Consider the following 17,490-nt stretch of genomic DNA (forward strand, 5'->3'; position numbering starts at 1 on the left):
CGTGCAACTTCTGCTCGCCATGGCCATCGCTCCCGTGCTCGACAGTTTCGACCGCGCCATCCTCGACCTCCTGCAGCGGGACAACACCCTGCCGCAGCGCGAAATCGCCGAGTCCGTGCACCTGTCCACCCCGGCCGTGCAACGGCGCATCAAGCGCCTGCAGGACAGTGGCGTGATCGCGGCCAACGTGGCGGTGGTCGCCGCAGCCAAGATCGGTCGGCCGCTGACCATCATCGTCGAGGTGCGCGTGGTCAGCGAGCAGCGCGACCGCGTGGCGCCGTTCAGGCGCCGCGTGCAGGACGACCCGGCGGTACAGCAGTGCTACTCCATCACCGGCGATGGCGATTTCCTGCTGTTGCTTTCGGCGGCGTCGATGGAAGAGTACGAGGCCATCACCGAGCGGTTGTTCGGCGGCGATGACAACATCGAGCGCTTCCGCACCTCGGTGGCGCTGGGCACGTTGAAGCGGAGTTTCGAGGTCCCGCTGACACCGGTTCTGTAGCGTCGAGCCATGAATACACCGTCCTCCCACGCCCACCGCCTTCGCCGCTGGTTGCTGCGTGGCCTGTGGCTGGCCATTGCGCTCGTCGCGGCGATGACGCTGTGGAACAGCCCATGGGCGGTCGCACCGAAGATGCTGTGGGCGCTCTCGCGGATGCCGCCGGCCACGCAACTACCGGTGCCGGTGGACGGCGTGCGGCCACGCCAGATCGCCGATACCTTCGGCGCGCCACGTGGCCGTGACCGCTCCCACGCCGGCATCGACATCTTCGCCAAACGCGGCACCCCAGTGCGCAGCGCCACGGCCGGTGTCGTCGCGGATGTCAGCGAACGCGGGCTCGGCGGGCGTCAGGTCTGGGTGATCGGGCCTGGGCGCGAACGCTACTACTACGCGCATCTGGAGGACTGGGCCGACGGCCTGGCACGCGGCCAGGTGGTGCAACCCGGCGATCTGCTCGGCCATGTCGGCGACAGCGGCAACGCCAAGGGCACGCCGCCGCACCTGCACTGGGGCGTCTACGGCACCGACGGCGCGCGAAACCCACTGCCATTGCTGCGCTGACTGCCACTGCACACCCGCAGACCGACCTGTTCATGATTTGTAAATAGGAATAGTTCGTATTACCATTTCTTTCGTTTCCGGTGGTGCCAGGACGGCCTGCCCGTCCGTTTCCCACCCGTAGCGCCTCGCCTCTGGATGCCGGCCGAGCGCGCGTGCTCGTCCAGGACCCCCATGACCCGTTCCGTCTTCCGTACGCCGCAGCCACAACGGCTGTCCGTTGCCGTGCTCGCCGTTCTCTGCGCCGTGGCCCCGGCCGCCTTCGCCGAAACCGCCGCCGATCCGACCAACCTCGACAAGGTGGTGGTGAAGGGTGAACGCGCCGAAGGCTATTCGGTGCGCCGCACCTCGGCCGGTACCCGCTTCGACCTGGCCCCGCGCGAGATCCCGCAGTCGATCAGCATCATCAGCCACCAGCGCATCGAAGATCAGAACCTGGACGACATCATCGACGTGCTGGCCAACACCACCGGCGTGACCAGCACCCAGTCCGACAGCGAACGCACCGAGTTCTACGCGCGCGGTTTCTACATTGATGCCTACCAGTTCGATGGCCTGCCGACGCAGATGGTGCAGAACTGGAGCTACGGTGATTCCGGCCTGGACCTGGCGCTGTACGACCGCGTGGAAGTGGTGCGTGGTGCCACCGGCCTGCTCAGTGGTGCCGGCAATCCGTCCGCGTCGGTGAACCTGATCCGCAAGCATGCCGACAGCGCCGAACTGAACGGCAGCGTCTCGGTGAACGTCGGCAGCTGGGGCCGCACCCGCACCACCGTGGACGTGGGCAGTGCGCTGAACGCCAGCGGCACCGTGCGCGGCCGCGTGATCGGCAGCTACCTGGACACCGACGGCCAGATGGATCGCTACAACCAGCGCAAGACGCTGGGCTATGCGGTCATCGACGCCGACCTGACCCCGGACACCCAGCTGAGCGTGGGCTACGACTACCAGCAGAAGCGCGCCAACGGCGCGACCTGGGGCGGCTTCCCGATGCTGTACTCCGATGGCTCGCGCACCGGCTATGACGAATCGTTCAACGCCAGCCCGAACTGGACCTACTGGGACACCACCAGCAAGCGCGCGTTCGCCACCCTGCAGCACGCCTTCAGCAATGGCTGGAAGTTCAAGGTCGGTGCCACGCACGATGAGACCAAGGCCGACGACAAGCTGTTCTACCCGGCATACAACGACTGGACCACGGGCGCATCGAACTTCGACAGAACCAACGGCACGGGCATCTCGCCTTCCGCGGGTTTCTACAACACCGAGCGCAAGGTCACCGGTGTTGATGGCTACGTTGACGGTCCGTTCCAGCTGTTCGGCCGCGAGCACCAGTTCATGGCCGGACTGAGCTACAACAAGCGCGACTATGCCAACTATGGCGACTACCAGGTCGGTGGCGCCGGCAAGACCTGGGACCCGTTCACCAGCTACCTGCACTGGACCGGCAACATCAGCGAGCCGAACTGGAACCCGCTGGCACTGGCCAGCCAGGGCACCATCACCCAGAAGGCCGGTTACGGCGCCGCACGCCTGTCACTGGCCGATCCGTTGAAGCTGATCATCGGCGCCCGCTACACCGACTGGAAGAGCGAAGGCGAAGGCGCCGACCGCGCACACAAGGTCACCACGCCGTATGCAGGGCTGGTGTTCGACATCAACGATACGTACTCGACCTACGCCAGCTACACCGAGATCTTCCAGCCGCAGACGCTGAAGGATCGCGACGGCAGCTATCTCGATCCGGTCGATGGCAAGAGCTACGAGGTGGGCGTCAAGGGGGCATGGTTCGACAACCGCCTGAATGCCTCGCTGGCGGTGTTCCGCATCGAACAGGACAACGTCGGCCAAGCCACCGGCGAGCCGGTGCAGGGCAGCCCGAACGAGTTCGCCTATCGCGCCGCACGCGGCACCGTCAGCCGTGGCTTCGAGTTCGAGGTGAACGGTGAACTGGCACCGGGCTGGAATGCCACCTTCGGCGCCTCGCGCTACGTGGCCAAGGACATCAACGACGCCGACATCAACACCAACCTGCCGCAGACCGCATTGAAGCTGTTCACCAGCTACACCCCGCAGTCGCTGCAGGAACTGACCGTCGGTGGCGGTGCCAACTGGCAGAACCGCATCTACTACGCGGTGCCTGCCTACGGCCGCATCGAGCAGAGTGGCTATGCACTGGTCAGCGCCTTCGTGCGCTACCGCATCTCGCCGGAGTTCAGCGTGCAGGCCAACCTCAACAACCTGCTGGCCAAGAAGTACCTGTCGCAGATCAACGGCTACGGTGCGTATGGCGATGGCCGCAACGGCTCGCTGACGTTCACCTGGTCGTTCTGATGTAACCGGCTTCTGTGGAGTCGAGCCATGCCCGACTCGGTCACAGAGGGCAGTCGAGCACGGCTCGACTCTACAACGGGGGCGCACAGCGCCCTCGTTGCAGTGGCGCCCCGGCAGGTGTAGCGTCGCGGACACGGTGGCCTGCAGCTTCGAACCGTGCCATACGGGCACCTTGCGCCTCCCCCTTCAAGGACGACCGGCCATGCGCACCCGCACGAAACTCGGCCTCTCGCTCGTGGCCCTGTTCTCGTCGCTACCGCTGATGATCGGCACCGGCAACGGCTACTTCATCCTGCTTCTGCTGATCGGCCTGCCCGCCGCCATCCTGTCCTGGTTCGATCTGGGCCGTGAACTGCGTGCCATCCCCAGCCCCACCCGTACCGAGCGAGCGCTCGGCCTGGCAATGGGCGTTCCGCAGGTGCTGTTCGGGCTGTTGTGTGCGGTCATCGGCCTGCTGTTGGTTGTCTGGATCCTTTACAACCTGCTGATCGAGCACCAATCGCAGTTCCGCATCCCGTCACTGCCCGCCTTCGCGGCTGGGCCGATGATGATCGTGGTCGGGCTGGGTTGGGCGCGCACAGCCTTCCGCCGCGCGGCCCTTGAGCAGGACGCCCCGGAACAGGACATTCCGGATTGATCCCTGATGACCGGTGCCGGGACATGCCCGGCACCGGTCCCTCATCAGAACCGCAGATCCGCGCGCAGGTACCAGTAGCGGCCACGCGGGATGTCGTAGGTCGAAGCGTCGTAGCCGTTCAACGAGCACGACAGGCAGATCGGCGGATCCTTGTCGAACACGTTGTTCAGGCCGGCGGTCAGCTGCAACCCTTTCATCCAGTCGATCTTGTAGCCCACCTGCATGTCGTGGAAGGTGGTGGCCGACAGCGTGTTGGTGCCCGCTGCCTGGTTGCTGCACACCGGGAAGGCCGCGGCATCGCCACAGTTCTCGGTCAGCTCGGAGATGTGCCGCACCGTCCAGTTGGCGCTCCAGCGGTCCATCGTCCAGCCGATGCTGGCATTGCTGGTCCACTCCGGAATCGAGCTGTCGGCCACTTCCACGCCCGGCTTCTGCGGCTGCTTCTGCCCGGCCGCGCCGGTGGCCTCGTAACGGCCGACGAAGGTGTTCTTCCACGCCAGCTTGAACTGGCCGATGGAGGTCTGCGGCAGGGTCCAGAACAGATCCACGTCCCAGCCGTCGGTCTTGATCGAACCCAGGTTGGTCAGGCGGTTGTTGAAGGTGCTGACCGCACCGGTGCTGGCACGGGTGATGCCATCGCAGTAGACCGGGTCCAGCGTATCCACGCACAGGTCCAGCTGGGTCTGCGCGTTGATCGCCTGGATCGCACCATCGATGGCATGGCGGTAGAAGGTCACCTCCACATCGAAGCGCTCCGACCACGACGCATTGTTGCCGAACCACGGGCTCCACACGAAGCCGGCGCTGAAGCTGCGCGAGCGTTCCGGCTCCAGCTCGCGGTTGCCGCCGGTGGTCACCGAGATCTGCGAGTTGGCCTGCTGGAAGCCGGCCGGCACGCCCAGCGCGGCACAGTTGGCGGCGCTGCCACGCGGCGGAGTGCCGCCCAGACCCACCGAGCACGGGTCGAACAGCTGCAGGTCGGCTCGCGCCGCCGAGCCGTACAGTTCACCGATCGACGGTGCGCGGAAGCCCTCGGCGTAGGTGGTGCGCAGCACGAAGTCATCGGTCACCTGCCAGCGCAGGCCGTACTTGGGCGTGAACTCGCCACCGAAGGTGGAGTAGTCCGAATAGCGGCCGGCCAGGCTCAGGTCCAGTTTCTTGCCGAACGAGGAATCGGCGAAGATCGGCACGCTCAACTCCAGGTAGGCCTCGTTGACGTCGTAGGAACCGGAGGTCGGCTGCGACGGTACGCCGTTGTAGTGGCCGATCACCGTCAGCGGATCGGGCTGGTAGGAGCCCTTGTACTTGCGGTACTCGAAGCCGGTGGCGAAGGATACCGGACCGGCCGGCAGCGAGAACAGCTCGCTGGACAGGTTGGCGGTGAACAGGCTCAGTTCGTTCTGGCTGCGGTCGCGCACCACCGGCTGGATCCACTTCAGCATGTCCGGGGTGATCGAACCGACGCCGCCGAAGATGTTCAGCGGCACGCAGCCCGGCGTGGCCGCACAGACGGACGGATCGCCCAGCGCCATGTTCACCTTGTAGATGTCATAGCTGCCGTAGTTGGTCTGTTCGGCCTTGTTCTTGCTGTACATGCCGTTGACGTCCCAGTACCAGCTGCGGTCGGCGGCATGGAAGTCACCGACCAGGCCGGTGGCGAAGTAGGTGGTGTCCACTTTCTGCTTGAACACGCGCGCACCGCCTTCCACCGGGCGACGACCGATCAGGCTCATGTTGTCGCCGGAAACGAGATCGAAGCCGAACGGGTTGTACGGGTTCAGGCGCGAGACCACGATGTTGTCGGCCAGCGGATTGCCGGTGGCACCATCGGGGCCGAAGAACAGCGGCTCCGGGCCGGCCTGGTTGGTCGACTCACGACGGTTGCCCAGTGCCTTGACGTACCACTGCACGTTGTCGGTGATGTCGAAGCGGAACTGACCGAACAGGCCCTTGCGCTCCGACGGCGTCAGCACCATGTTGTATTCGGCGAAGTTGAAGCGGTCGGCGGTGGTGAAGCAGTGGTAGTCATCCGTGCGGCTGCAGCCGGCGCTGCCGTCGTAGCGCGGATTGCTCACGCCGGTATTGGGCACGATGTTCTGCACCGCACCGGTGTTCGGGTCGGTGAACATGAAACGGCCCTGCGGAATGCCACCGCTGCCGAACGCCAGGCCGGTGCCGGGAATCGGGAAGCGCGACTGCTCGCGGTCCTTGGCGAATACCGGATCCTGCTTGGTCCAGCTGGCGCCCAGGAACAGGCTGAAGCGGTCGCCACTCTTGCCCCAGGCCAGGTCCACGCCCTTCTGCGTGCCGTCGCCCTTGCTGTACTCGCCGTAGTTCAGCGTCACCTGCCCACCATCGAAGTCACGGCGGGTGATGATGTTGACCACGCCGGCAATGGCATCGGAGCCGTACAGCGACGACGCGCCATCTTCCAGCACCTCGATGCGCTCGACGATGGCCAGCGGAATGGTATTGAGATCGGTGGCCGAGCCGACGCCGGAGGCGGACGACTCATTGACCCAGCGGATGCCATCGACCAGCACCAGCACGCGCTTGGCCCCCAGGTGGCGCAGATCGACCTGCGCCGAGCCGGCACCCACGCCACTGCCATCGGGCGGGAAACCGAAGTTGCCGGACGAGTTGAACTTGGCGTTGAGCGCCGAACCGGAACCGGTGAGCTGCTGCAGCACTTCGCCGATCGAGGTCAGGCCGGTGCGTTCGATGTCACCGCGCGTCAATGTCTGGATCGGCACCTGGCCTTCGACTTCAGCGCGCTTGATGCGGGTACCGGTCACTTCCACCGCATCGAGGTTGGTGGTGGATTGCGCAGCGGCACCCAACGGTGCCAGGGCCGTCACGCACAGCGCAACGGCAACCGCCAAAGGGCGGTGGTGCAGGTACTTCATTCGCTCTCTCTCCAAAGGAATGTCGGGACTTGGACTGCCGCGCTCCCCCCTGCGTGGCGGCAGCGTCTCCTTTGTAAACAAGTGGTAAAAATCACGGCGTGATGATCGACACTATTTCACGCGGAATTGACGCAATTGCAGGCCGATTACGTCAGATAGCTGCAGGTTATGACCGGACGATACTGTTCGCTGCGAACGTCGTTAATGCCAGGTGCGACAGCCGTTTCCCGGCTTTCCCGCAATTGGACAAGTGCTCTTGCCGATCCGTCCAACGACAATGCGCCTTCGCCATCGGCAGCATGATGATCGCCGTTGCCATCGGTTGACGGTGTCGATCAGATCGCTTTCTAGCTGGAACTCATACCAAGATGGTGAGTAACCCGTAGGGAGGAGCTCTTGCAATGATGGACTGCAGATCGCCGGGATCACCGTGCGAACGTGAGGCACTCAATGTCTGCTCTTTCGGATCCTGCCATCTCGATGACAGAGCTACATGCATCGACTAGCTTGAACCTACGGAGCAAATTCAGACAACATTTAGGAACAGTTTGAAAACTGCTCGTCAAACGGATTTTCGGGGCCGACCAAGGTGAGACTGAGAACCCCAGTCATTCTCATGAGGCTCAATTGTGAAAACAATCACCGTCATGATCCATGTCGCGATTGTCACGGCATTGCTTCTGTCCCCGGCAAGCGAATCGAGAGCGGGGGGCCTGATTGAATGCAACAACTGTGCATCTCCCAAGGATGCAGCCCTGATGTCAGGCTCCGGGTTGGCGGTTGTAATGGACTTCGAAAAAGCCCGACTGAGCGCCTTCGAAGTTGAATATGATCGCGAGATCAGAAAGTGGCGCGCACTTTCGACACCGGTTCCCGCACAGATTCAAATGGCCTTCCTACGAATTCTGGATGCGACGTCAGCCTTTCGAGCGTCACCTGAAGAGGCCCACGCGATGGCAGGAGGCGGATCAGTAGTCGTGCTGCATCCAGACAACCCCGGAAACACCAATGGAGTGAGGTTTCCCGAGTCTTACAAGTCCTCCAATACCTTCGACATCGTCGCCTCAGCCACACTGAGAACCAGACTTGGCCAGTATCTAGCCACAGAACTGGCAGGAGCCAATACGGGAAGCCCAACCTGGAACAGCATTGCGCTCTCGATTCAACAAGCGGCCCTGAACTGGGCAGGTCTCAAAGGTGGCGGATCCATAGCAATAATGATCACATGGCGTGACGGGTCAAAGACGCTTTATCGAGTAACACCCGACAACGTGGCCGAAGCCAAGTATCAGAAGGGCGAAAGTCGCGACAGCACAGGCAACAAGGTTCCTGACGAATCCATCGCCGACCCGATCTCCGCCCCTTCGTACGCCGGACAATACTATTTCGGCCAGCATCGTGACCTGGACAACTGGGTCAGATCCGCACAGATGTATGGAGTCCCCGTCCAGCGCGGAAGCAGCAGCCGCATCTCGTGCAGTTGGGATGGTCGCACAGTCTACTGCCAGCAATACTGACACCCACATCCGCCGCTCATGTCGCAATCTCCCCATGAGCGGCGGTTTAGATAGCCCTACCGCACGAACGCAATGCGCTCCATACCGGTGGCCTCGGCAGCGGCCAGAATCCGCGCCATGCCTTCGTACTCGGCCGCCGGATCGGTGGCGATGCGCAGCTCCGGCAGGTTGCCGGCATGTTCGCCCACCTGTGCCTGCAGGCGCACCTGCAGATCGCCAATGGCCATCGGCTGGCCATTCCAGCTGAGCTGGTTGCCAGCGTCCAGGCTCAGCTCGATCGGCGGTGGCGGTTCGGGGCGATCGATCGTGCGATCGGTGGCCTGTGGCAGCTGCACGGCAATCGGCCGGGCCACGATCGGCGCGGTCACGATGAAGATGATCAACAGCACCAGCATCACATCCACCAGTGGCGTGACATTGATGTCCGCCAGCGGGCCGCTTCTTCCTGCGCTACTGAACGCCATGTGCCGCTCCGTGCAGCCGGGCCGTTCGCCCAAGGCCGACAGTACGTCGCCTTCCGTCACCTGCGGCAGTGCCTGTACGGGTTCGTTCAGCTGTCGTTGCCGACGCCCGGCGTGCACGCAATGCGAAACTGAATTCAGCCAGCCCCCGCTATGCTGGGCGCCATGACCCGACGCTCTTCGACCGCCCTGTCCCTGCTGCCCTTGGCCACCTCGCTGCTGATCGGCTGCGCCAATGCCCAGTCCCTCGACACCCAGAACGCGCAGCTGAAGGCCGCGATCGCTGCCGCCGAACGCGGCCAGTTCGATCCCGGCCAGGCCGCCGCACTCAGCCGCCATCCGGCTTACGGCTGGCTGGAGTACGCCAACCTGCGCCGCAACATCGACACCGTCGATACCGCGCAGGCCCAGGCCTTCCTCAAGCGCTATGACGGCCAGGCCGTGGCCAACACGTTCCGCAGCGTGTGGTTGCCCTCGGTCGCACGCCGCCAGGACTGGCCCACCCTGCTCGCCAACTGGGCGCCCACCGACAACGCAGGCCTGCGCTGTGCGCAGCTGACCGCGCGCCAGGTGACGGGCAAGGTCGATCCGCAGTGGATCAGCGAGGCACAGGACCTGTGGCGCAAGAACGGCAAGTCGCTGCCGGACGGCTGCGACGCGGTATTCGCCGTGCTGCAGGCTCAGGGCGGACTGAGTGACGCATTGCGCTGGGAACGCATCGATGCCGCCGCCGACGCCCAGCAGCCGGCCGTGATGCGCAGCGCCGCACGTGGCCTGCCTGCCACCGACCTGGCGCTGGCCAACAATTACGCCGCCTTTGTCGACAAGCCCAATGCCAGCGCATTGAACTGGCCGCGCAACGAGCGCAGCCGGCGCATCGCCACCGACGGCCTGGCCAAGCTGGCCAAGGCCGACCCGGCCGCCACCGAACAGCAGTTGCCGCAGTACGCCCAGGCGCTCGGCCTGAGTGCCGAGCAGCAGGGCCAGGTGCTGTACCAGATCGCGCTGTGGACGGTGGCCTCCTACCTGCCCGATTCGGCACGCCGCCTCAACGCAGTGCCGGAATCGGCGTATGACGAACGCCTGCACGAATGGCGCGTGCGCGAAGCGATGTCGCGCGGCGACTGGCCGGCAGCGCTGACCGCGATCCGCAAGATGAGCAGCAAGCAGCGCAGCGACCCGCGCTGGCGCTACTTCGAAGGCCGCATGCTGGAGAAGACCGGCCAGTCCCAGCAGGCGCAGCCGCTGTTCCGCGAGGCCGCGCGCGCACCGACCTTCCACGGCTTCCTGGCTGCCGACAAGCTGCAGCAGGGCTATACCCTGTGCCCTTGGAAGCCGAATGACAGCGCGCAGGCACAGGCGGTGATCGCGCGTGACCCGGCCATCCAGCGCGCGATGGCGCTGTACCAGATCGACCGCACCGGCTGGGCCGTGGCCGAATGGAACAGCGCGCTGTCGCGCTTCGATGACACCCAGCGCCGCCTCGCGGTACGCGTCGCGCAGGACAACGGCTGGTTCGACCGCGCCGTGTTCGCGCTCGGCAAGCAGCCGCAGGAACAGCGCCTGTACGACCTGCGCTTCCCGCTGCACCACGACGCCACCATCCGCCGCGAATCGGCACGCAACGCGATCGATCCGGCCTGGGTGGCGGCGGAAATCCGCGCCGAGAGCACGTTCACCCCGCGTGCGCGCTCGCCTGCAAACGCCATGGGCCTGATGCAGGTGCTGCCGGCCACCGGTGCCGGTGTGGCCAAGTCGATCGGCCTGACCGGCTACGGCGGCGCCGACAGCCTCTACGACCCGGACACCAACATCGCCATCGGCACCGCCTACCTGCGCCAGCTGATGAACAAGTACGACGGCCTGCCGTACGTGACCATCGCCGCCTACAACGCCGGCCCGACCCCGACCGCGCGCTGGCAGAGCCAGCGCCCGGGCTTTGACCCGGACCTGTGGATCGAGACCATCAGCTACAAGGAAACCCGCGAGTACGTCGCCCGTGTGCTGGCCTTCAGCGTGATCTACGACTGGCGCCTCAATGGTGATGCACTGCCGCTGAGCGACCGCCTGATGGGCCGCCTGGTGGACAAGCGCAAGAACTTCAGCTGCGCCGCCAACGCCGAGCAGGGCGGGGATTGATCGCACTGCGGTAGTGCCGGCCGCTGGCCGGCATTCCCCGGTATCCACGCCCAGGAGTGAAACGATGAGCCTGCTGGCCTGGATCAGGCTGGCCGCTGTATCGGGAGTGCCGGCCGCTGGCCGGCAGCTTCGGGGTGACTGCGGTTGCCGGCCAGCGGCCGGCACTACCGGTGCATCTTCGCCGGGCATGCGATGATTCCAGCCATGAAGATCTATCTTGTCGGCGGCGCCGTACGCGACCGCCTGCTGCAGCGCCCCGCCGGCGACCATGACTGGGTGGTGGTTGGCGCCACGCCCGCGCAGATGGAAGCGCAGGGCTACACCGCGGTCGGCCGCGATTTCCCGGTATTCCTGCATCCAAAGACCGGTGAGGAGTACGCACTGGCGCGCACCGAACGCAAATCCGGCCGCGGCTATCGCGGCTTTGTGGTCGATGCCGACCCGGGAGTGACGCTGGAAGAAGACCTGCAGCGCCGCGACTTCACCATCAATGCGATTGCCTGCGACGAAGACAGCGGGGCGCTGGTCGATCCTTACGGCGGCGTGCGTGATATCGAGCAGCGCGTGCTGCGCCATGTCGGCCCTGCGTTCGTGGAAGATCCGTTGCGCGTGCTGCGCGCGGCGCGCTTCATGGCGCGCTTCGCGCCGCTGGGCTTCACCGTTGCGCCGGAAACGATGGATCTGATGCGCGAGATCGCCGCCAGTGGCGAACTGGACGCGCTGGTGCCGGAACGCGTCTGGCAGGAACTGCGCAAGGCGCTGGTCAGTGAGCGGCCCTCCGCCTTCCTGCGCACGCTGCACGATGCACATGCACTGGGCCCGATCCTGCCCGAGCTGGAAGCGCTGTATGGCGTGCCGCAGCGTGCCGAATTCCACCCGGAAGTCGATACCGGCATCCACCAGGAAATGGTCAGCGACATGGCGGCGAAGCTGGCCCCCGGCGATGACCTGGTCGGCTTTGCCGCGCTTACCCACGATCTCGGCAAGGGCCTGACCCCGCCGGAGGAGTGGCCGCGCCACATCATGCACGAACAGCGCGGCATCCAACCGCTGAAGGCACTGTGCGCGCGGTTGAAGATTCCTGCCGAACACCAGCAGCTGGCTGAAGCGGTGTGCCGCGAGCATTTGAACGTGCACCGCATCGATGAACTGCGCGATGCCACCGTGCTGGAACTGCTGGGCCGCTGTGATGCGCTGCGCCGGCCGGAGCGTGTGGCCCGCATCGCACTGTGCTGCGAGGCCGACAAACGCGGCCGGCTCGGCTTCGAGGACGCCGACTACCCGCAGGGCGAAACGCTCAAGCGCCTGCACCAGGCGGCACTGTCAGTACAGGCGCGGGACCTGGATACCACCCATCTGAAGGGCCCGGCCATCGGTGAAGCGTTGGCCAAGGCGCGCGTAAAAGCCATCGCCGCCGCCCGCTGATCCGCAACCGCCGTGGCGGCCGCGCACCGACTCCCATGGGTAGTGCCGGCCGCTGGCCGGCAACCCTGTATCGCTGGCTTCAATGCGCCATCCCGCGGGTGATCGCCGCCGCCCGCTGTTTCAGCTGGGCCACGGCATCGGGAATCATCTCCATGCCCACGTCCAGGCCGGGGTTCAGCACCAGGCCGACGCCGTCGCCGATCCCGGCCAGCAGCGCGTGCACCGCGATCGGCATGGCATGCGCGAACTGCGGCAGCTGCTCGTGCCACAGGCCCGCGCGCTCGGGCGCGGTGAACACCGCGAACATCGGCTCGCCGCTCTCGCTGGTCAGCACCAGCGGCGAGATGCTCTCGTCCCAGGCACCGTCTTCGCCGATGGCCTTGTCCAGCAGCACGAACGCCGTCGAGGTCAGCAGGCCATCGAGGAACTGCGATGCGGTCAGCGTGCCGTCCTGGGCCTGCAGCAGGCGCACCTCGAGGTCGTTGAGGGGTTCGAACGGGGTGTCGTGGTCCATGGTCGGTTCCGGTACGTGGTTGCAGGCTGCAACTTTAGCAGGCCGGGGGTGAGGCACGGCAGCGTGTCGGCAGGGGCGCGCGGGGCTTCAGCGGCCGATGTACCAAAGCGCCCAGCGCTCACCGGCCTGGGCCCCGCCATAGGAATTCGGGGCCGTGCGGAAGTCTTGATAGCTTTGGGAGGAAAGTATGGCGGGCAGGATACGGCCGGCCGCAGATGCTAGAACCCTGCTACCCCACCTGAACCGCTCGACGGGGGAATTGTTAAGGCCTGCTTCGACAGTCTGACGAAATCGTCAATGTGTCCAATTCGCTTGTGACCGTGTGCCGGCGCCGCTCCACTCAATCCTGGAAGGACGTTGAGACTGGCATGACCAAGAGCTTTGAGCACGGCTGGAGCGGGTCGTATAGTCGTATGACGTAGAGCAATGGAACGCCGATGAACGCTACCTCGCGAGGCCTCGCGCCACAGGCATGCATAGATGGAGGCCAAGGAAGCTGGCAGCACGAGCGGGACAACCTGTCGCATGTGCCCCTTAACGCGGTACATCGCGCCGTCTTCCTCGGCCATCCCTCCTGTCCAGCCGATCAAGGATCAGGGCAATCCTGCCAGTATCCTCACGCGCAGAGAACCGTGCCCCGTAGTAACCCTGAAGAGGCGCCTACTTCAATCAGCGACATGGACCGCTCATGCTGAAACCCTCCCCCCCCCTCACTCACGTGGCGTTGATCGCCTTGATCACACTGGCCATTTCCGGATGCAACAAGGAACGCTCATACCCGGTCTATCGCGAGAATCCTGCACCCAAGGATGCGCTACCGATTGTGATCCGGGTCCACGATGCGCCTGTGGAGCTCACCCTCCCGAAGGTTTTCGTCTCCTACGAGATAGACCCGCTCTGCCTCCCACCGATCAACAACTACGAGGGTGTGCAGTACGCCCCCCAACGGCACTCAGTAGAGTTCCCAGTACAACGCGTCAGTGCAACCGAGTTCAGCAGCACCGTGTTCGAGGACGGCATGGCAGTCGCTGACTATTACGGGCGCGGGCCATGCGAATGGAAACCCAGCATCATTCGAGCTTCATTCCCAGTCATTTCCGAGGGACGCGAAGGCTTCATATCAGTTGCCGTCCACCATCTCGAACTGAAGAAACTACTCACGTCGATTTCGTACGCAGACAGTCAAATGACCCTGCAAACAAAGAGTTCGACGCCTGGGTGGGTGCGAACGCAGTCCCAGTATAGCTACAACAGATTGTCTGATATCGAGAAGCAGAAGTACTTTGCCATAGAGATATCGTCTCCTTCGAAAGGAATCGTCCCATGAGACCTCTAACCAATGCAGCCCTAGCCAATGCAGCCTACTCCCCACCGTCACATCCAGCTCCAGGCGATAAGGAATCGCTGCGCGTTGATGGTGAAGACTTCGAAGTTCTAGGGCGACGTGACGCAGTCAGCGGGTATCAAGGCGTTGTGTACCGGAACATCAAGACCAACGAGATCATCATCGCCCACCGAGGCACCGAGTTTGATCGCCAGGCCATACTTGATGGCGGCGTCGACGCAGCGATGGTCAGCGCCAGAGTCAACGCACAGATTGATGATGCCCTCGTACTGACCAAGCAGGCAATCAAGCAAGCTGAGGAAAACGGATATGGTCCGGTGTACGTCACTGGACATTCCCTAGGCGGCGCACTCGCGCAGATCACTGCCTACCACTACAATCTTCCTGGCGACGCCTTCAATCCCTACGGCGCTGCGGGGCTGGCGTATCGCCTGCCTGAAGGCCAGCCGGCCAATGCGGCGCCCTTCACCAACCATGTGATGGCGGGCGACCTGGTTAGTGCGGCCGGCCCTCATTACGGCAAGGTTGAGATGTACGCGCTCCCCAAGGAACTGGGAGTCTTGCGCGATGCCGAACAGGGCCAGCGCATCGCCTCGCTCGTATCGCTTGGGATGAAAAGCGGCCATGTCATGTCCGCTGCGGTTGCGGTCCAGTTGGGTGATTCCCATCGAATGGTTCACTTCATTGACCGTATGACCGACAAGGGCCCAGTGCAGTCCGTACTGGACGACCCCGGGGCGCGGATCACTGATGCCGAGGACCTACGCCGGATAGCGGAGTATCGCAAAGACATCCACCAGTTGCGCCTGGGGGCGACCGTACTTGTCGGCGGTGGCCCTGGACTCCTGCGCGACGGGGTCAATTACCTTCTCGGCACTGGGGAAGCCGGAGCGTACGCCCGTCGCGAAGCCGAAGCCGTGCAGCACGCAGAAAGTGCATTGAAGGCTGGGGAGCGTCCGGTCCAAGAGGCAACCGAAAAGGGCTCGCCTTCTCTGAGCAACCCAGGCTTCGCTCCCAAGAGCCCATTGCAGGAGAGCATAGAATCAACCTTGGACAAGGCAGGCCTGGATCCCCGAAAGGAAGGCCACCCCGACCATGCGCTCTACCGGCAGATTCGCGACGGTGTATCGGCCGTGGATGCCAGGCACGGGCGCGGCTTCGATGAAACCAGTGAGCGCGTGACGGCCGGCCTGCTTGCAACGGCCAAGCGCAGCGGCCTGGAACGCGTCGATCATGTTGTCTTGGGCAACCCTCCCAGCGATGGATCAGGACCTCGCATGTTCGTCGTGCAGGGAGCGCTCGACAATCCGGCACACCTGAGGGCATCGATTGCGGTCAGCGAGGCGGTCAATACACCCGTAGATCAGTCGCTCGCCACGAGCAGATTTCGCAGGCACAGCAGGTCGCTCAGCAAGAGCAAACCCAAGAGCAGACCCGAACAGCGATGCGCATGGGCTAGGCCAGCCTGATGGCTTGGCCCCACCGGAGGCTGGCGCCCGCTGGAACGGCCTGCTGAGGCTGTGTCGGCCCGCCCTCTCCCTAGGAGGAGTACAGGTTCCGCCACATCCATCCGGCCACCGCCAGCCCCACCACCACCACCAGCATCAACGGCAGGCCGAAGCGGTGCCGCCACGGGATCGGCACCCCGCCCAGCTGCTGGTCCATGGTCTCGGTATCCAGCACCCAGCCGTGCTCGCACCGGGTGCAGGCCAGCTCGTAGCGACGCTGGTAGGTGAAACCGAACAGCAGGTCGATGCGCGCCATCCTGTAGCGCAGCCGGGGCGCGAACTCGGTTTCCGCCTGGCAGCGCAGGCAGTGGTGGGCTTCGGTCGGGCCGACCACCACCACCCGCTCCTGCTGGCCGATCAAGATCATGGGTCAGCGCGCCTGGCAGGCGGGCTGGGCCAGCAGCCAGGCTTGGGCGGCGGCCAAAGTGGCGGCATCACCCTCGATACGCTGGTCGGGCTCGATCTTCAAGCCATCACCACGATCATTGCGGTCGCGCATCACGGTGGTGGTCAGCAGCAGGCGACTGCCATCGGCAAGCGTCTGCACGACATTGCCAGTGGAGACACCCGCAGTGGGCTGACCGAAACTCCGCGTCTGCGGACGACCACGCCACGCCAGCACCGAGGCCTCGCCCGAACTGCCGGTGCGCGGCCCGAACAGCACCGCCACCGGCGCGCCGGGCTGCCGCAGCACATAGCCGGACTGGCCGAAGTCCAGCACCGACTTGCCTGCACGCTGCACGGCGGTCGCGGTCAACGTCCAGCGCTCAGGCCCCTGTGCAGTTTCGAACGACCCCACATCTTCGTTGTTCACTACCGAGGTGCGCAGCAGCGGTGCCATGCCCAGCAGCATCGGCCACATGTTGCCGCCGCTGTTGTCACGCAGGTCGACGATCCAGCCACAGCGCGCGCCGTCGTCCTTGCTGCGGATGACCTGCTGCCACCGCGCGGCACGCTGGATGTCCTGGCGGAACTTTTCCTGCGGCGTCGCGCCCGGCGTGGAGGCATAGCCCTCGATGACCACCCAGCCGATGCGCATATCCACCGCATCGGCCGCCTTGGCCCGGTCCACGGCGGCGGCGCCGGCCTGCTGCGCGCGCGCAAGGGATTCGCTCTGGCGCTGGGTCGTCGTCCATACGCCGTGGCTGCCCGTGCTGAGCGCAATGGCTTCGCGCAGAACGGCCAGCCGTTGCGCGGGGTCGCCCTGCGCCGATTGCAGGCGTACACGGGTGGCGGCCCAGTCCACCCGATCGCGATACAGCGCCTGGCGTTCAAGCAGATTAAGGATCTCGGCCTGGGCCTCCGGCGAGGGCACCTCGACCGCGCCTGGCGTATCAGCCATGGCGCCGGTCGCCAGCAACATGAGCATCAGCGCGCCGATGCGACGCACTCCCTTGCGAACCTGCATGCGACGTTTCCTTGTCGTTGAGTCAGGCGCGCAGCATAACCGGGGCATGATCACTTTCGCCATGCGCGAACTGTCGTATCTGCCTCCTCCGCAGATTGCAGCAAGACGGCTTGCGTGCGGTCACCACATTGCAACTTTACCCATGTCGTCGGGGCGCACAACGCGCCAAGGTGGCCCCGTCGGCGCCTCCTGCGCTGGTCGGGATTGGCGTCCTGAATGAAGCTACCTGAAGTCGG

At 64.7% G+C, this 17,490-nt stretch carries 14 protein-coding genes; 9 read left to right on the top strand and 5 right to left on the bottom strand.

The annotated features are described in order from the left end of the window. The first annotated feature begins 19 nt into the window (after positions 1-19). The 4 genes from AC5P9N_RS16495 to AC5P9N_RS16510 all read left to right on the top strand — a co-directional run bounded on the left by AC5P9N_RS16495 (position 20) and on the right by AC5P9N_RS16510 (position 4,031). Positions 20-502 (top strand): Lrp/AsnC family transcriptional regulator, encoded by a 483-nt coding sequence (locus AC5P9N_RS16495; protein ID WP_005411028.1) that lies wholly within the window; start codon positions 20-22, stop codon positions 500-502. A 9-nt stretch (positions 503-511) separates the two neighbouring features. Then, the gene (locus tag AC5P9N_RS16500) at positions 512-1,063 is read left to right on the top strand and encodes a M23 family metallopeptidase (protein ID WP_043034019.1); all 552 of its coding nucleotides are present in this window, start codon (positions 512-514) and stop codon (positions 1,061-1,063) included. A 171-nt stretch (positions 1,064-1,234) separates the two neighbouring features. Beyond that, the gene (fhuE, locus tag AC5P9N_RS16505) at positions 1,235-3,394 is read left to right on the top strand and encodes a ferric-rhodotorulic acid/ferric-coprogen receptor FhuE (protein WP_043034018.1); all 2,160 of its coding nucleotides are present in this window, start codon (positions 1,235-1,237) and stop codon (positions 3,392-3,394) included. A gap of 202 nt (positions 3,395-3,596) precedes the next feature. Further along, positions 3,597-4,031 (top strand): hypothetical protein, encoded by a 435-nt coding sequence (locus tag AC5P9N_RS16510; RefSeq protein ID WP_180863432.1) that lies wholly within the window; start codon positions 3,597-3,599, stop codon positions 4,029-4,031. Positions 4,032-4,075: 44 nt separating this feature from the next. On the opposite strand, the gene AC5P9N_RS16515 is transcribed toward AC5P9N_RS16510, so the two are convergent. Next, positions 4,076-6,937, bottom strand: a complete 2,862-nt coding sequence (locus AC5P9N_RS16515; RefSeq protein WP_099484753.1) for a TonB-dependent receptor plug domain-containing protein — start codon at positions 6,935-6,937, stop codon at positions 4,076-4,078. A 629-nt stretch (positions 6,938-7,566) separates the two neighbouring features. Here AC5P9N_RS16515 and AC5P9N_RS16520 point away from each other — a divergent pair. Further along, on the top strand, positions 7,567-8,454 hold the full coding sequence (locus AC5P9N_RS16520) for a hypothetical protein (protein ID WP_138970171.1): 888 nt from the start codon (positions 7,567-7,569) through the stop codon (positions 8,452-8,454). Positions 8,455-8,510: 56 nt separating this feature from the next. Here AC5P9N_RS16520 and AC5P9N_RS16525 read toward each other — a convergent pair whose 3' ends face one another. Continuing rightward, on the bottom strand, positions 8,511-8,918 hold the full coding sequence (locus AC5P9N_RS16525) for an ExbD/TolR family protein (RefSeq protein ID WP_024957020.1): 408 nt from the start codon (positions 8,916-8,918) through the stop codon (positions 8,511-8,513). A gap of 150 nt (positions 8,919-9,068) precedes the next feature. Between AC5P9N_RS16525 and AC5P9N_RS16530 the strand changes: the two genes are divergently transcribed. After that, complete coding sequence (locus tag AC5P9N_RS16530; RefSeq protein ID WP_154329599.1) at positions 9,069-11,054, top strand: transglycosylase SLT domain-containing protein; 1,986 nt, start codon at positions 9,069-9,071, stop codon at positions 11,052-11,054. 204 nt (positions 11,055-11,258) lie between these two features. Then, positions 11,259-12,479, top strand: a complete 1,221-nt coding sequence (locus AC5P9N_RS16535) for a multifunctional CCA addition/repair protein (RefSeq protein WP_099484755.1) — start codon at positions 11,259-11,261, stop codon at positions 12,477-12,479. A 79-nt stretch (positions 12,480-12,558) separates the two neighbouring features. Here AC5P9N_RS16535 and AC5P9N_RS16540 read toward each other — a convergent pair whose 3' ends face one another. Continuing rightward, positions 12,559-12,993 (bottom strand): SseB family protein, encoded by a 435-nt coding sequence (locus AC5P9N_RS16540; RefSeq protein WP_005411035.1) that lies wholly within the window; start codon positions 12,991-12,993, stop codon positions 12,559-12,561. A 688-nt stretch (positions 12,994-13,681) separates the two neighbouring features. Between AC5P9N_RS16540 and AC5P9N_RS16545 the strand changes: the two genes are divergently transcribed. Beyond that, entirely contained in the window at positions 13,682-14,320 is a 639-nt protein-coding gene (locus tag AC5P9N_RS16545) for a hypothetical protein (RefSeq protein ID WP_099484756.1), read from the top strand. Then, the gene (locus AC5P9N_RS16550) at positions 14,317-15,807 is read left to right on the top strand and encodes an XVIPCD domain-containing protein (protein WP_239498929.1); all 1,491 of its coding nucleotides are present in this window, start codon (positions 14,317-14,319) and stop codon (positions 15,805-15,807) included. Before AC5P9N_RS16545 ends, AC5P9N_RS16550 begins: the two co-directional genes overlap by 4 nt. Before the next feature lie 70 nt (positions 15,808-15,877). Here the strand turns inward: AC5P9N_RS16550 and AC5P9N_RS16555 are convergent, their stop codons facing one another. After that, positions 15,878-16,213: a hypothetical protein gene (locus AC5P9N_RS16555; RefSeq protein ID WP_044570875.1), complete on the bottom strand. Its 336-nt coding sequence runs from the start codon at positions 16,211-16,213 to the stop codon at positions 15,878-15,880. A 3-nt stretch (positions 16,214-16,216) separates the two neighbouring features. Then, positions 16,217-17,254, bottom strand: coding sequence for a S41 family peptidase (locus tag AC5P9N_RS16560; protein WP_044570878.1), 1,038 nt, complete (start codon positions 17,252-17,254; stop codon positions 16,217-16,219). Positions 17,255-17,490 lie beyond the last annotated feature (236 nt).

It is taken from the genome of Stenotrophomonas sp. YJH_SMC_6 (assembly GCF_059371335.1).

Bases quoted from the DNA above. Each gene is read 5' to 3' on its own strand.
- fhuE (WP_043034018.1), top strand. From the start codon at position 1,235: ATGACCCGTTCCGTCTTCCGTACGCCGCAGCCACAACGGCTGTCCGTT.
- AC5P9N_RS16560 (WP_044570878.1), bottom strand. From the start codon at position 17,254: ATGCAGGTTCGCAAGGGAGTGCGTCGCATCGGCGCGCTGATGCTCATG.
- AC5P9N_RS16540 (WP_005411035.1), bottom strand. From the start codon at position 12,993: ATGGACCACGACACCCCGTTCGAACCCCTCAACGACCTCGAGGTGCGC.
- AC5P9N_RS16515 (WP_099484753.1), bottom strand. From the start codon at position 6,937: ATGAAGTACCTGCACCACCGCCCTTTGGCGGTTGCCGTTGCGCTGTGC.
- AC5P9N_RS16555 (WP_044570875.1), bottom strand. From the start codon at position 16,213: ATGATCTTGATCGGCCAGCAGGAGCGGGTGGTGGTGGTCGGCCCGACC.
- AC5P9N_RS16495 (WP_005411028.1), top strand. From the start codon at position 20: ATGGCCATCGCTCCCGTGCTCGACAGTTTCGACCGCGCCATCCTCGAC.
- AC5P9N_RS16500 (WP_043034019.1), top strand. From the start codon at position 512: ATGAATACACCGTCCTCCCACGCCCACCGCCTTCGCCGCTGGTTGCTG.
- AC5P9N_RS16550 (WP_239498929.1), top strand. From the start codon at position 14,317: ATGAGACCTCTAACCAATGCAGCCCTAGCCAATGCAGCCTACTCCCCA.
- AC5P9N_RS16535 (WP_099484755.1), top strand. From the start codon at position 11,259: ATGAAGATCTATCTTGTCGGCGGCGCCGTACGCGACCGCCTGCTGCAG.
- AC5P9N_RS16525 (WP_024957020.1), bottom strand. From the start codon at position 8,918: ATGGCGTTCAGTAGCGCAGGAAGAAGCGGCCCGCTGGCGGACATCAAT.
- AC5P9N_RS16510 (WP_180863432.1), top strand. From the start codon at position 3,597: ATGCGCACCCGCACGAAACTCGGCCTCTCGCTCGTGGCCCTGTTCTCG.
- AC5P9N_RS16545 (WP_099484756.1), top strand. From the start codon at position 13,682: ATGCTGAAACCCTCCCCCCCCCTCACTCACGTGGCGTTGATCGCCTTG.
- AC5P9N_RS16530 (WP_154329599.1), top strand. From the start codon at position 9,069: ATGCTGGGCGCCATGACCCGACGCTCTTCGACCGCCCTGTCCCTGCTG.